12 protein-coding genes and 1 pseudogene are annotated in these 14,872 nt (G+C 43.4%); 10 read left to right on the top strand and 3 right to left on the bottom strand.

What is annotated here, in order from left to right:
- The first annotated feature begins 18 nt into the window (after positions 1 to 18).
- The gene (locus OV592_RS17380) at positions 19 to 1,227 is read left to right on the top strand and encodes an FAD-dependent monooxygenase (protein ID WP_406609474.1); all 1,209 of its coding nucleotides are present in this window, start codon (positions 19 to 21) and stop codon (positions 1,225 to 1,227) included.
- A 182-nt stretch (positions 1,228 to 1,409) separates the two neighbouring features.
- On the opposite strand, the gene OV592_RS17375 is transcribed toward OV592_RS17380, so the two are convergent.
- Together OV592_RS17375 and OV592_RS17370 are read right to left on the bottom strand one after the other, a co-directional pair.
- Entirely contained in the window at positions 1,410 to 1,910 is a 501-nt protein-coding gene (locus OV592_RS17375; protein ID WP_406609473.1) for a GNAT family N-acetyltransferase, read from the bottom strand.
- Positions 1,910 to 2,638 (bottom strand): hypothetical protein, encoded by a 729-nt coding sequence (locus OV592_RS17370; RefSeq protein ID WP_406609472.1) that lies wholly within the window; start codon positions 2,636 to 2,638, stop codon positions 1,910 to 1,912. Before OV592_RS17370 ends, OV592_RS17375 begins: the two co-directional genes overlap by 1 nt.
- 718 nt (positions 2,639 to 3,356) lie before the next feature.
- Here OV592_RS17370 and gcvT point away from each other — a divergent pair.
- The 7 genes and pseudogenes from gcvT (at position 3,357) to OV592_RS17335 (ending at position 11,135) form a co-directional block, all read left to right on the top strand.
- Positions 3,357 to 4,448 carry a glycine cleavage system aminomethyltransferase GcvT gene (gene gcvT / locus OV592_RS17365; protein ID WP_406609471.1) on the top strand — a complete coding sequence of 364 codons (1,092 nt, stop codon included), beginning with the start codon at positions 3,357 to 3,359 and terminating at the stop codon, positions 4,446 to 4,448.
- 78 nt (positions 4,449 to 4,526) lie between these two features.
- Complete coding sequence (gene gcvH, locus OV592_RS17360) at positions 4,527 to 4,919, top strand: glycine cleavage system protein GcvH (protein WP_406609470.1); 393 nt, start codon at positions 4,527 to 4,529, stop codon at positions 4,917 to 4,919.
- A 111-nt stretch (positions 4,920 to 5,030) separates the two neighbouring features.
- On the top strand, positions 5,031 to 7,916 hold the full coding sequence (gene gcvP / locus OV592_RS17355) for an aminomethyl-transferring glycine dehydrogenase (RefSeq protein ID WP_406609469.1): 2,886 nt from the start codon (positions 5,031 to 5,033) through the stop codon (positions 7,914 to 7,916).
- 162 nt (positions 7,917 to 8,078) lie between these two features.
- Positions 8,079 to 9,191: a helix-turn-helix transcriptional regulator gene (locus tag OV592_RS17350; protein WP_406609468.1), complete on the top strand. Its 1,113-nt coding sequence runs from the start codon at positions 8,079 to 8,081 to the stop codon at positions 9,189 to 9,191.
- Positions 9,192 to 9,374: 183 nt separating this feature from the next.
- Positions 9,375 to 9,748 (top strand): annotated as a pseudogene (tnpA, locus tag OV592_RS17345) (IS200/IS605 family transposase).
- Between the two features lie 498 nt (positions 9,749 to 10,246).
- Positions 10,247 to 10,567, top strand: a complete 321-nt coding sequence (locus OV592_RS17340) for a hypothetical protein (RefSeq protein WP_406609467.1) — start codon at positions 10,247 to 10,249, stop codon at positions 10,565 to 10,567.
- 97 nt (positions 10,568 to 10,664) lie between these two features.
- A complete protein-coding gene (locus OV592_RS17335; RefSeq protein WP_406609466.1) occupies positions 10,665 to 11,135 on the top strand; it encodes a hypothetical protein in 471 nt (156 codons plus the stop codon).
- Positions 11,136 to 11,189: 54 nt separating this feature from the next.
- On the opposite strand, the gene dgt is transcribed toward OV592_RS17335, so the two are convergent.
- Positions 11,190 to 12,701 carry a dGTPase gene (dgt, locus tag OV592_RS17330; RefSeq protein WP_406609465.1) on the bottom strand — a complete coding sequence of 504 codons (1,512 nt, stop codon included), beginning with the start codon at positions 12,699 to 12,701 and terminating at the stop codon, positions 11,190 to 11,192.
- Between the two features lie 283 nt (positions 12,702 to 12,984).
- Here dgt and OV592_RS17325 point away from each other — a divergent pair, with 283 nt between their 5' ends.
- On the top strand, positions 12,985 to 14,271 hold the full coding sequence (locus OV592_RS17325) for a DEAD/DEAH box helicase (RefSeq protein WP_406609464.1): 1,287 nt from the start codon (positions 12,985 to 12,987) through the stop codon (positions 14,269 to 14,271).
- Between the two features lie 171 nt (positions 14,272 to 14,442).
- Positions 14,443 to 14,868, top strand: a complete 426-nt coding sequence (locus OV592_RS17320; protein ID WP_406609463.1) for a hypothetical protein — start codon at positions 14,443 to 14,445, stop codon at positions 14,866 to 14,868.
- Positions 14,869 to 14,872 lie beyond the last annotated feature (4 nt).

Genomic DNA, 14,872 nt, shown 5'->3' with positions numbered 1-14,872 from the left:
AAGCACTAGGACAGGCAAATGCAAGCGGTTGATTTAACAATTATTGGTGGTGGAATGGTAGGTTTGGCCTTAGCCAGCGCACTGGCCGACAGCCCATTGCGTATTGCCATAGTTGAACCCAAACCCTCACAGCCGCGAGAACTGAGTGAATACAGCTTGCGAGTGAGTGCACTTAGTTTGTCTTCTCAACAGTTTTTACAATCGCTAGGAGTATGGCAAAGCATAGTAGAGCAGCGAGTTGCACCTTATAACGACATGCAAGTTTGGGAGCTCGACAGCTTTGCTAAAATTCGTTTTCAAGCAGAAAAGATGATGGTGCCAAACATTGGTCACATTGTAGAAAACGACATTATTCGCCACGCTTTATGGCAACAAGTTAGCCAGCAAAGCAATGTTACTATTATTGAGCAGGCGGTAGATAAATTACACCGCGGCGATAGTGAATCATGGTTAAGTTTTGCCAATGGCCAAGGCTTAAGCTCTAAATTGCTGGTGGCGGCAGATGGCGCAAACTCTTGGTTGCGCCAACAACTAGATATTCCTCTCACCTATTGGGATTACCAGCACACTGCCATTGTGGCCACCATTAAAACTGCGGAACCACACCAAGATTGTGCCCGCCAAATATTTACCCCAGAAGGCCCCTTAGCTTTTCTCCCATTAAGTGATGCCAATACCTGTTCGATTGTTTGGTCGGTTTCCCCCGACAGAGCGGCAGAGCTGCAAGCCATGAGCGAGGCTGAGTTTAATAAGCAACTTACCATGGCTTTTGATAATCGCTTAGGTTTGTGTGAACGAGTAGGCGAGTGCGCCGGCTTCCCGCTGCGGATGCGTTACGCGCGCGATTTTGCCGGTAAAGGTTTTGCATTAATTGGCGATGCCGCCCACACCATTCACCCCTTAGCTGGGCAAGGTGTAAACCTTGGTTTAATGGATGCTGCCGCGCTAGCGCAAGAGCTAATTGCAATGCAACAAGCAGGCAAGAGCATTAACGACTACGCCAATTTACGCCACTTTGAGCGCTGGCGTAAAAGCGAAGCCAGCCAAATGATCGCCTCAATGGAGTTTTTTAAACGCTTATTTGGCAACGCCAACCCAGCACTTAAGTTACTGCGTGGAGTAGGCATGAGTTTGGTGGATAAGGCCGAACCGCTCAAGCAACAAGCGATGCGCCGTGCCTTGGGTTTAGAAGGTGATTTACCGAAGCGAGCTAGTTTAAAAGCCTAAGTTTTAGCGCTGACACTCAGAGACAGTCTCAGCGCTTTTAGTTGTTAAGCTTATTGATGGTGGTTCCCGATGAGGACATGAGTTGTTGTACTCATTGATGAACACTCTGCGGGAGCATCAGCGCATAGATGCGCCAACGCGTAACTATTTTTCTGTCAGACTCGAAATTTAGCTACTGCTGCTTAACATTCGTCACGTTGAAACTCCATTATCGGTCCATTGAATCCTGCTCTTTTTATTGCTATCTGCATCCCATAGTTGTCTTCACTAGTATCGATAATAATCCTTTTAGATTTGTTCCTAGCTTGTATGTGTTGCGTTGCAAAAACTAGAGCTCGGGTTGCTAGCCCTTGTCCACGCATGTTTTTGTTAGTAAACACAGGACCAATAACTGCGTCGGAGAGTTCTACTGGGTAATGCTTGCAGCGGCCATAAGTAATGAATCCGTGGCTATAAAGTGTTTTCTTAGTTCCAGAGCAATACATTGAACTTCTCTTCAACGAGATTTTTAACAGAAGCTTTAAGAGTGCTCTTCCTGAGCCAAAATGGTCACTCAGCATGCTTATATTTCTAATAAATGAGGTGAAACTATCAATAATCACCATCTCGCTTTTAGAAGAATGATCTTTCTTTTCACAAGGAACAACTTCATTAAAGTCGAGTGAATAAACAAACTGCTTCATCAGTGTAATTTCCAATGCACATGGTAAGGCTTAAACATCAGTTTCTTTTTGAATCGAGCTAATGTTTCAGAAGAGTTTACATATGAACCGTAAACGAAGTATTTAACACCTGAGTAGCCCTCAATGCTTTTTCTGGCAATCTCGGTAATAAGTAAGGGGACGATTCCATCTTTTTGGTAATCTTTGTGCCCAAAAAAATGTGAAAGCTCAAGAAGTTCTCCGGCGACTATACAGCCCGCATAAGCGACTAGTTTTCTGTTGCTATCAAATACTCCAAAGTATGGATAGTTATGGGTGCCACTCTTAGATTTTTTATCAGTGTTAGGCTTTGGCTTGTTATTCAACATTTCTGCGTCCATTGCCCCTTGGCGAACGCTAGTCGAGCAGCGGATTTCGTAAATCTCATCAAGGTAGTCATTGTAAATGATAGGTTCGAATACATAACCCATGCGCAACGCTTTTCTTACGTTTCTTCGAGCTGAACTTTCTAGAGACTTAAAATATGAATCGTAGTCGGCACCCAACGTACAAACCGCTACTCCACGGGTCATTCGGCCAAATATTGGCATTTTAGGATGTCGTCTTGTTACTTCTTTATAAAATGATCGTGTGAACTCGCTAAAAAAAGGTCCTTCATTTTTTGCAAGATTGTATTTTAAGGAAATGTTTAAGTTAGGTGATTTGAATATTAATCGTAGCTTACCTTTTAACTCATTAAGTGAATTCATTTGAGATCCCTTCATAATTCATTCACTTACAGGTTAGATGATAAATATGTTTATTATTATTGATCTTAATCAGTAAAAGCTGATGTTTTTTTGGTGGTTATTTTTAGTTATTACAGATGTCACATAAAAGCTTGGCTTTCATGAATAACCAGCTGAGTTTTCTTTAATATCTATTTATTGCTTTGAATTGCTATTATTTAGTGCTTACAACGCTAACGTTTACTACTTTGGAGAGCAGTAAATACTTAATTCGGGCTGTGTCTATATTTGGCTAGGCTCTTCGTGTCGTAAAGCTAGCTTGTACTAAGCTAAGCGAAATAACTGATTCGTTATTGGAGGGATTTACATCCACAAAATGGCTAACTGGATGCGCCCAAACAGGTGATTTATTTTTATTAAGTTTTTTCTTGTGGATTAGTTTAACTAATGATTGGTGGTTTTGAGTCAGCCTTTTAAATTGTGGTTATGTTTGCGCAGGCTAGCAATAATTAGTGAATAACTAAGGATTGGCTTGGTTTGTTGGTGTTTTTTGCTGTTTTTGGGCGTTTTCAGCTAAAGCTTGTCACCACGCTGTTGAAGGGATGTAAGTAAATTGTGCAGCTTATAGATTAGCTCAGCTTGTGATTGGTGCTTTCTTGTTGCGCACATCTCGCTATAATTGTTCAGCATTGGCAGGGGGAGTTTATCCTTCGCGTCCTCATAATAAAGGGATCAGCACATGACACAGCAAACGGTACTTCATCAAGCGCACCTCGACGCAGGCGCAAAGTTAGTGGATTTTCACGGCTGGGAAATGCCGATTAACTACGGCTCACAAATCGAAGAGCACCACGCTGTTCGCCAAGCCGCCGGCATGTTTGATGTATCCCACATGACCATTGTTGATGTGCAGGGCGAGCAAGCCCAAGCCTTCCTTCGAAAACTATTAGCTAACGACGTAGCCAAGCTTACCGTTAAAGGTAAAGCGCTTTACGGCGGCATGTTAAACCATGAAGGCGGCGTGATTGACGACCTTATTACCTATTACTTTAGCGAAACCGATTACCGCTTAGTGGTGAACTCGGCTACGCGTGAAAAAGATCTAGCGTGGATCAACCAACAAGCCAGCGATTTCGCAGTAAGTATTATTGAGCGACCAGAGCTAGCGATGATAGCGGTACAAGGCCCACAGGCTAAAAAGCTGACTTCTGCAGTATTAGACAACGACCAAAACCTCGCGATAGAAGGCATGAAGCCATTCTTTGGTGTACAAGCTGGCGACTTATTTATTGCGACCACTGGTTATACCGGCGAGCAAGGCTACGAAATTGTGGTTCCTCAAGATAAAGCGGTAGCACTTTGGAAAGCCCTAGAAGCACAAGGTGTGCAACCTTGTGGCTTAGGCGCGCGCGATACCTTGCGTTTAGAAGCTGGTATGAATTTATATGGTCAAGACATGGACGAGAGCGTATCACCGCTAGCGGCAAACATGGGCTGGACCATTGCATGGGAGCCGCAAGAGCGCGACTTTTTTGGCCGCCAAGCCTTAGAAGCTCAAAAAGCCGAAGGCACCGACAAGCTAGTCGGTTTAGTCATGGAAACCAAAGGCGTAATGCGTGCAGGCCAAGCGGTTACCGTTGTGAATGAATATGGTGAAGCCTTACCTGGCGTTGTCACCAGTGGCACTTTTTCTCCTACTTTGGGTCAAAGTATTGCCTTGGCTCGTATCGCCAATTGCGACGTAGAAGAAGCCTTAGTGGAAATGCGCAAAAAACAGGTTAAAGTGAAAGTAGTAAAACCTGTATTTGTGCGTAATGGCGCCAAAGTGTAAGCCCCAATAATCGAATTTTGTTTGTAGATTTAACTTTAAATTAAAACCTTAAGTAAGAACTTATAGAGGAAAGGAATTATGGCTAATATCCCTGCCGAATTGCGTTATGCCAGTACTCACGAGTGGGTACGTTCAGAAGGCGATGGCGTATACACCGTTGGCATTAGTGAGCACGCGCAAGAGCTACTAGGCGACATGGTATTTGTAGACTTACCAGACGTAGGCGACGAGATTGACGCAGGCGATGACTGCGCAGTAGCGGAGTCGGTTAAAGCTGCCTCAGACATCTACGCGCCACTAAGTGGTGAAGTAGTAGAGATTAACGAAGAGCTAGAAGATTCACCCGAGCAAGTAAATAGCGATGCTTACGGCGACGGTTGGATGTTTAAAGTTAAAGTGAGCGACGAAAGCGAGCTAGAGAACTTACTCTCGGCCGAAGATTACGCCGCCACTATCGAAGAAGATGAATAAGCTTTGATCAAAAATGCGCTCCGCTAGTCGGGGCGCTTTTTTTATCCGTAACACAATAATAAACCCGACTAAACGCAACGCATTTTGTTTCAGTAATACAGGAATAGTTTAATGAACCCGTCTTTGCCGTTAACCGAACTAGAGCAAAACCAAGACTTTATTCGCCGCCATATTGGCCCCGATCAAGCCGAAGTTAACACCATGCTTAAACAGCTTGGCTTAAGCTCTGTAGAGCAACTTATTGAGCAAACGGTGCCTCAGCAAATTCGTTTAAACCAAGACCTAAGTATTGGCGATAGCCTTACCGAGCAACAAGCGCTTGCTGCATTACGTAAGCTAGCTAAGCAAAACAAGGTTTACCGTAGCTACATTGGTATGGGCTACCACAATACCCATGTACCGCACGTTATTTTACGTAATGTATTTGAAAACCCAGGTTGGTACACCGCCTACACGCCTTACCAGCCAGAGATCGCCCAAGGCCGCTTAGAAGCACTGCTTAACTTCCAACAGTTAACCCTAGATTTAACTGGCTTAGAGCTAGCCAGTGCTTCGTTATTGGATGAAGCTACTGCAGCAGCCGAGGCCATGGCGCTTGCTAAGCGTGTGTCGAAAAATAAAAAATGTAACCTGTACTTTATTGCCGACGACGTTCACCCACAAACCATCGACGTGGTAAAAGAGCGTGCCGATTTCTTCGGTTTCGACGTTGAAGTAGGCCCAGCCGAAAGCGTGGTTGAGCACAATGTGTTTGGCGCGCTGCTGCAATACCCCGGCACTACCGGCCGAGTGCGCGATTTAAGCGAGCTTATTGAACAAGTGCATAGCAACAAAGGCATTGTGGCTGTAGCGGCCGATATTATGGCTTTGGTGATGCTTAAATCGCCAGGTGCCATGGGCGCCGACGTAGTACTAGGCTGTGCCCAACGCTTTGGTGTGCCAATGGGTTACGGCGGGCCACATGCGGCATTTTTTGCAACCCGTGATGCTTACAAACGCTCGCTACCGGGTCGTATTATTGGTGTATCTAAAGACAGGCGCGGCAAGCCTGCCTTGCGCATGGCACTGCAAACCCGCGAGCAACATATTCGCCGCGAAAAAGCTAATTCAAACATTTGTACTGCCCAAGTATTGCTAGCCAACATGGCTTCGTTTTATGCAGTATTTCATGGCCCAGACGGCCTGCGCACTATTGCCCAGCGTATTCACCGCTTAACCGCTATTCTTGCTCACGGCCTAGAGGCCAAAGGCCTAAGTCCAGAACACGCGCAATACTTTGATACTCTAAGCATCAAAGTAAGCGATAAAGACGCGATTAAAGCACGCAGCGAAGCATTAGGTATTAACTTGCGTATGGATTTCGACGGTGGCGTAGCGCTAAGCCTAGATGAAACCACCACAGCAAGCGACGTAAATGACTTATTCACCGTATTGCTAGGCGAAGATCATGGCTTAGATGCCGCGCGTTTAGATGACATTGTGAAAGGCGAAACCTGCATTCCGGAAACGCTACTACGTGATACGCCAATTTTGGAGCACGAAGTATTTAACCGCTACCGCAGCGAAACCGATGTACTGCGTTACATTCGCAAACTAGAAGGTAAAGACTTAGCGCTAAACCACTCGATGATCTCGCTAGGCTCGTGCACCATGAAGCTGAATGCCACCGCCGAGATGATCCCAGTAACTTGGCCAGAGTTTTCAAGCATGCACCCCTTCTGCCCAAGTGACCAAGCGCAGGGTTACCACGCCATGATTAGCCAGCTAGAAGACTGGCTAGTAAATATTACCGGTTACGATTCAATTTGTATGCAGCCAAACTCGGGCGCGCAAGGTGAATACGCAGGCCTGTTAGCTATTCAAAAATACCATGCTAGCCGCGGCGACCATCACCGCAACATTTGTTTAATTCCTAGCTCGGCGCACGGTACTAACCCAGCTTCTGCACAAATGGCTAACTTAAAAGTAGTGGTAGTGGCCTGTGATAAAGAGGGCAACGTAGACATGGACGACATGCGCAGCAAAGCCGAAGAACTAGCCGAGCAGTTGTCTTGTGTGATGATTACCTACCCAAGTACTCACGGCGTATACGAAGAAACCATTAAAGAGATTTGCGACATTGTTCATGACAACGGCGGCCAAGTGTACATGGACGGCGCCAACATGAACGCCCAAGTAGGCATTACTTCACCGGGCTTTATTGGCTCCGACGTAAGTCACTTAAACCTACACAAAACCTTTGCTATTCCACACGGTGGCGGTGGCCCAGGTATGGGGCCAATTGGTGTTAAAGCCCATTTGGCACCGTTTGTGGCAGGCCACAGCGTAGTAAGTAACGGTAAAGCTAGCCACGCCAATGCCGCGGTATCGGCTGCGCCTTATGGCAGCGCGTCTATTTTGCCTATTAGTTGGATGTACGTTGCCATGTTGGGTAACCAAGGGCTGCGCCAATCATCAGAAATAGCCATTCTAAACGCCAACTACCTTGCCAGCCGTTTAAGCCAAGGCTTCCCTATTTTATATAGCGGACAAAACGGCCGCGTTGCGCACGAATGTATTATTGATATGCGCCCACTTAAAGAGGCCACCGGCATTACCGAAATGGACGTCGCCAAGCGCTTAAACGACTACGGGTTCCACGCGCCAACCATGAGCTTCCCGGTAGCGGGCACCTTAATGGTAGAGCCTACCGAGTCGGAATCGCTAGCCGAAATGGACCGCTTCATTGATGCGATGCTATCGATACGCGCTGAGATAGCCAAAGTTGAAACCGGCGAGTGGACCTTGCAAGACAACCCGCTCGTGTTTGCCCCGCACACTCTAGACGACTTAACCGACGCCCATTGGACCCACAACTACAGCCGCGAGCTAGCCGTGTTCCCATGTGACGCAGTTAAGCAAAACAAATTCTGGCCTACAGTAAATCGCATTGATGATGTTTATGGGGATAGAAATCTATTCTGTGCTTGCCTTCCAATGGAAGCCTACCAAGAGTAAAAATTAAAACCTTTTCAGTGTTTTATGATAGAAAGCGAAGCAGTGATGCTTCGCTTTTTTGTCTTTTTTAAATTTCTTTGGCGCTCGTTAACTACACGAAACTTGATTTAATCCCCCTCTGCTTAATAATTAAATTTACTTATTGATAACAATGTAGAAAAAATGATTAATACTCTATCGCATGAAATATTGGAGTTGATTGGTGATATCTACGATTGTGCGATGTCAGGTGATTGGAATAAATTGCTTGAGAAGATTCGTGTGGTTACCAACTCAAATAAAGCATTCTTTATCCTGTGGAACGCAACCAAGAATCAAATGGTCAAATATGAGATGGTTACTAACTTTTCTTATGACTCTAGCCTTATCGAAACATACCAAAACCGATTTAGTGAAGATCCCTGGCATCGCTATTCTCAGTTAATAATTGAAGGGGAAGTGACTAATTATTCTGAAGTAATTCCGATAAGTGAAATAGAACATCTGAGTATCTATAAAGATATCTTTGTTCCAATGAAATCTTATCATTGCTTAGGAGCTATAGTTGTTAGAGATGGGACTCATGATGGGTATGTTGCGTTGAATAGAGGGGCAGATGAAGAGTCATATAAGCATGAAGATGTTCAGTTGCTGGAGGTTATTACTCCGCACCTTATAAGGGCTGCAAAAATTTATACAGAATTGATATTTTATAATGATAAAGTCAGATTTTTAGATGCTATTTCGGAGAGTTCAGCTAGTGGTGTTGTTGTATGTGATATTAATGGTTTTATTATTAGTATTAATAAATTGGCTAATAATTTAATTGTTCTAAATAGTAATTTTATTCACGATCCTAGATTTCTTAGGCTTAATCTACCTTATCTAAACTCTAAACTACTTGCATTGATCGAAAGATGCTGTACCCCATTTATTGAGGATGTTAATGTAGGCGGTTACATATTTTTGGATGGTGATGAAGCTATATTTATTACGGCTTCACCTATAAAGAGCGAGTATTTTGACTTAGCCTTAGATAGAAGGTTTTGTTTAATAACTATGATGTCAACACCTAGTTTGAATTGGGCTGCTTTGGCTCAAGAGTATGATTTTACTCTTCGGGAAGTTGAACTGTTGAAGTTGATGTATGAAAGAAAGTCGATGGCTGATATTGTTGCGTTGATGGATATTAAATTGAACACCGTAAGGACTCATTGTCAAAATATATATCGCAAAATGAATGTGAGTACGCAAATGGAGCTTATGGCTAAGCTATCGTTATTTAATAGAGGCTGATTGTTTGATTATATTGTCATACCTAAACCACTGCTTTTGGCGGTGGTGATTGTTCCTATAGGTTGTTGCCTGAAACATGCCCATGTTAGAAGTAAGACTTTTACTTCACCACAAGTAAGAGGTAACAATTAGCATAGTGATTATAGAAGTTCATCACACGTTTACTGGGTAAGAAAATACCATATCGTTTGGAATTCAAAGACAGGTTTAAAGTTATTAAGGACAACATTGAAAATAGTTGTACAAATCTATCTATATACTTTGCAACATGAAGGATTGTAAGGTGCTTTAGTTAAATATTCAGTCTGACTACTTTCATTTTGTTGTTATCGCCTCACCAAAATTTTCGATTGCAACGTTAATGGGTAACCGAAAAGGTCGGTCTGCAATTCGATTGTTTAATAAGTTTGCCCATATTCGAAAGAAGCGTTGAGGTAATCAATTTGGGCAAGGGGCTACTTTGTCGATACGTAAGTGTAAATGAGGAAATAATTCGGCGTTATGGTAGGTATCAAGACAAGATAGACCATAGTATGCAGTGCATTCGTAGCGAATGATGAGCTAACAGTCTGGAGTTGCCCCATTTAAGAAGGGTGAAGTTGCGAATATTTTTTGAACGTTCGGCGCTCAATTAGCACTCTATTTTAGCGCGAAAAACGTCCAAGCTAACAGTACTAATTTGGAAAATCGATCAATTAGAAGCCCAGTCGTTCATAAAGTGAGCATTCACGCTCTCGTCCTGCTCTTTGAAGAAGCTGAGAGCTAAAGCCGCCTTCTAAGAAGGCAGGTTTTTACTTTGAGTTTTAATTTATTTCTCTATCTAGTTACATATTACTAGTCAAGTGCCTTTACATTTCTCATTGATACTTTGTTTATATTTTCATTGGTCTTTTTTAAAATCATGGCTTTAGATGTTTTGGTTTGGTTTTTGCTTTTGTTTTTTTGAATTCCTTCTGAATGATTTATAGTTTTTCGGTGTTAGTCGACTTGAATGGAATTTAGTTGGTATTTGGTTACGATGTTTTTATTTTATTTAATTAAGTGGGGTTATTGTAATGTCAGATATAAAAGTTAACAAAGGGCAGTGGGATTCAATATCTACTGATGAGCAAAATAGAATTACTGATGCATTAGTTGATTCAGGAGCTTTGAAGAAAGGTGACAAAATAATCGGCTCAGATTCTGTACCTGTATTCGATGAAAATACTCCAATGGAGCTGAGTTGGAACCCTCTAAAAGACCTCTGTAAGGCTGCCTGTGATGTTGCAGCAGCAACAGCTTTAGCTTGGTGCACGGCTAACACTGGGGGAGTGGCATTGGCTGCGTGTATTGCTGCAACAGAAGCGACTAGGCGCGAGTGTAAAAATAGATGTTAGCTTGAATGTTATCACTAAAGTTTTTTGGGTGTAATTCCGTTCACGTTTAAAAATTAGGCTGGAATTTCGATTTATTTACAAAAAAAATGGAGTAAACATGAGTGGTGTATGGGTCTGTAAACTTGATGGGTCAATTCAATGTGATGAAAGCTCTATAGTTACAACACTTTATGAGGATAGAAACCTACTCGAAAAGGCTATTGGAGAGCACCACATTTTGAGTATGGAGAAACGCTCTCATAAAGTGATTCAGTTATGCGGAGTTCCTACTGGTATAGTTAATGCCTATGAGATAACCGAAGAAGGATGGATTAAGCTTAATACTGGTTTTTTAGGTTCGCTTGGCTTTGTACTTTATTCGGATTATGGAACTAAAAATGTCGAAACAAATCTTGCTGAGATGATTAGTACCTTAAATGGGTATAGCCCAAAATCAATTAGGGAGTTAATTGGTCACCCTTTAAGGTTATATAAAACAGGAGATGTAATTACTAAAGATTGGAAACCTGAACGAGTAAATGTGGAAACTGATGATAAAATGATAATTGCTAACGTTTGGTTTGGATGATTATAAAAAAGGGAGCTGAGTAACTTTAAATACCTACTCCCTTTAACTTCCTTATTAAAAATCACTTATCACATTGAACGCTCTAAATTCATCGTAGGCATATTGGTCGGTCATGCCGCTGATGTAGTCAATAATCAGCCTCGTGCGGTAGTAAAACTCGCGACATTGTTCGTTGCCAAACGCATCACTTACTGGTGCTTCGCCCATAGCCTTTTGATAGGCCGCCAAATGCTTAGCTGGCAGCTTTTTGAATAGGCGCTTTATGTAAGCAGAGATTTTTGCTTTGGGCTTGGTGTTATCGACTAAGTATTCAAATTGGCCTTGGCTTAGCGCTAGTAGTGGTTGGTAGCAGGCCATTAAGCCAGAGATAATTTGGTAGCCTTGTAGTTCGCGGGCTTCTACCTCTGGGTGGCAAAAGCAACGCTCTAGCGCGACGCTTTTAAAGGTTTCTACAATTAGGTGGTTTACGCTGCCATCTTCGATAAGCGCGCGGTTTAAGTTGCCTTGATAAACCGCTTCTGAGTTTTCTACAAACTGATTTTTGGCATGTTCGGGCAAGCGTTGGTTTACTGCTACGCGTAGGTAAACAAAAAACATCGAGTCTCTTTCTTCATCACTTAGCTGTTGTTTTTTGCTTTGGTGAGCAAAGTCGAGAATGGTTTCCATTTCTTTTGGTTTGCAGCAGCCATGTTCACTGCTTAGCTTGACAAAGGTGGCTAATAGGGCGTGCTTTAGTTCTTTAATGCTCAGCACGCCTTTTTCTATGGCGTCTTCTAAATCGGCGATGCCATAAGACACATCATCGGCCGCTTCCATAATGTAAGAGAACGGCGAGCGACAGTATTGGTCTATGTCTAGGCTGTTGCGAAGTTCCTCAACATAACTTTGCTCGCTAAGGTAATAACCCACCTTCTTTTTTAAGTAACTAAACGGGGCGCTTTTATCTGGCTTGGCTTCAGTTCCGCAGCGGGTGTATTTGAGTATGCCAGAGGCTTGCGAGTAGGTGAGGTTTAGCTTTAATAAGGAGTGAATAAGCCGAATGCCTTGGGCGTTGCCCTCGAAGCTGATTAGATCTCGGTGAATCGCTTCTGGCAGAGTTTGTATGGGCTTTTCGTTCTGGGTTTCGCCTAACTCAGTTGCTTGGCAGCTTTGGTAAAGGCTATTGAGGTTTTTACTTAACCAATCGATTAAGGCTTCTTCACCAAAGTGACCAAAGGGCGGGTTGCCAATGTCGTGCATTAAACAGGACATTTCAACAATGCTTTCTAACTGGCGTTCTAGCCCTTTAAGTTGGTAGCTGTTTTGTTCATCAACTAAGGCTTCACAAATAAGCTGAGAAATATAGCGCCCCACCTGCTGTACTTCAAAAGAGTGGGTAAGGCGGCTACGCACTGCGGCGTTGCGCTCTAAGGGAAATACTTGGGTCTTTTGCTGCAAGCGCCTAACTGCAGCGCTGTTGATTATTCGGCCTCGGTCGCTTTCAAATTTCTTTAGGTCGGCATTAAGATCTGGCTTAGCTGGGTAGGGCCGAGTACCGAGAATTTTGCTAGCGAAATTTACCGTCATACTCTTAAGCCGCTCTCTATCAATTAGAGTATTTATACTGCTGTATTATCAATAGAAAATCAATTAGTGAGGTTTTTGAAAATAGTAGTTTGGATCATTACTGAGAAGTGGCTGGCGTTAATAACAGTGGGAGTGATGTTTTTATATTTACTTGCGATAAAGGCGACGGTTTTAGCGTGGTATTTAAGGCCTTGGCGGTTACACTAAGCCGCTTAGCTGGTGAGTATTTACTCCCAGTATTACAGTGCTTTTATTAAAGCACCTTGTTTTATAAGGCTTGTTTATGTCGTTTAGTGCGTTAGGTTTGTGTGATGCTTTGCTAAAAGCCGTTGCAGAGCAGGGGTATGCCACGCCGTCTCCAATACAGCTTGAAGCGATTCCAGCTGTGTTAAGCCAGCGTGATGTTATGGCGGCAGCACAAACTGGCACCGGTAAAACGGCCGCTTTTACCTTGCCAATGGTGCAGCTGTTAGTGGGTGGGAACAAGCCGCAGGCCTTAGCGGTGCGGGCATTAGTGATTGCCCCAACTCGAGAGCTGGCTGCACAAGTTGCCGAAAGTGTTAAAAACTACAGCAGCAATATGAACATTTGCACTGCTGCGGTATTTGGTGGGGTGAGGATTGAGCCGCAAATCGCTCAGCTGCGAGATGGAGTAGACGTGCTGGTGGCAACACCGGGTAGATTGCTTGATCTTTATAAACAACAGGCTGTTAAGTTTGAGCAGCTTGAGATTTTAGTGCTTGATGAAGCAGACCGGATGTTAGATTTAGGCTTTATCGACGATATTCGCAGTATTCAAAGCTTACTGCCTAAACAGCGCCAAACTTTACTGTTCTCTGCCACCTTTTCTCAACCGATTAAGGCACTAGCCAGGGGCATGCTTAATAACCCCAAGCTTATTGAAGTAACCGCAGTAAATAGCACCGTTGATACGGTTAAACAACGTATTCATCCGGTAGATAAAGCACGTAAAAACGCCTTGTTAATCCACCTGCTTAAAAAGCATAAATGGCCGCAAGTGCTGGTGTTTAGTCGCACTAAACGCGGTGCCGATACTTTGGTCTCTCAGTTAGCGAATGCGGGGATTACCGCTGCTTCTATTCATGCAAACCGTACCCAACATGCGCGAACCAATGCCTTAGAGGGCTTTAAAGGTGGCAGCATAAAAGTGCTGGTGGCTACCGATATCGCCTCACGTGGCATTGATGTTAGTCAACTGCCATGTGTGATTAATGTTGATTTACCTTATGTTGCAGAGGACTACGTGCATCGTATTGGCCGCACCGGGCGTGCAGGAGCCTCTGGCTTGGCGATTTCATTGTTTAGTGAAGACGAGTCTAAACAGCTAAAGGCAATAGAACGACTCATTGGCCGCCAGTTTACATTGGATGTTATCCCGCGCTTTGCTCCTACTCAAAAACAGCCAGAACCGCCTTGCGATGACGACGATGTATATGGCAATTTTGAGCCAGACCCCGTTGCGGATTACAAAGGTAAATCGAAAGGGCGAGGAAGCCGCAGTGGGAAAAGCTCTGGCAGGAGTGCTAAAAGTAACAAGCGGACAAGGTAGCCTTATCTACTAACGGTAAATGCGATTATTTGCTTTACTGAATCTGAAATTACTTTATTGATTGTTGTGTTACTAGTGGTAATATCCCTATGTACTCGTAGCATTGTTATTGGGCTCTAATTATCTTCTGATGATTGAGTTTTATATTGTATGAAGGGAAACACTGTACACATGGAAGAGATAAAGGATTTCATCGTTGATGTTGGAGATGACAACTTAGTTGTTTCTTTATCTGATACCAGCGAAAAGATTAGCCTAAGAGGTGTTGTTGTGGAACATGGTTTTAGCGTTCCAGCAATTGGTACTCTTTGGTTGACTAGCGATGATTCGCCTTATGAGGAAACGCTACACATAAGTTTAGTTGATAAAGACTTAAAGCTCGTTGAGCAAGTTGAGTTGTATAAACCATACACCCCCGGTGTTCTAAAGGATGTTGTAGCTAAAGATAACTTGATTCAATTTGAGTTTTGGCAAGGCGTTTTTCACCAAGTAACCATAGAAAATCAAAAGAAATTGCGTTTTTCTCGTTTCTTTCCTCAAGCTGGCTGTCATTACTCAAATAAATTTGAGGCTAGCTACTTAACTATTTCGAAGTAAGGCA

This window comes from Agarivorans sp. JK6, assembly GCF_045277145.1.
Lineage (GTDB): Bacteria > Pseudomonadota > Gammaproteobacteria > Enterobacterales > Celerinatantimonadaceae > Agarivorans > Agarivorans albus.
This window is presented reverse-complemented; position numbering and strand designations above follow the sequence as displayed.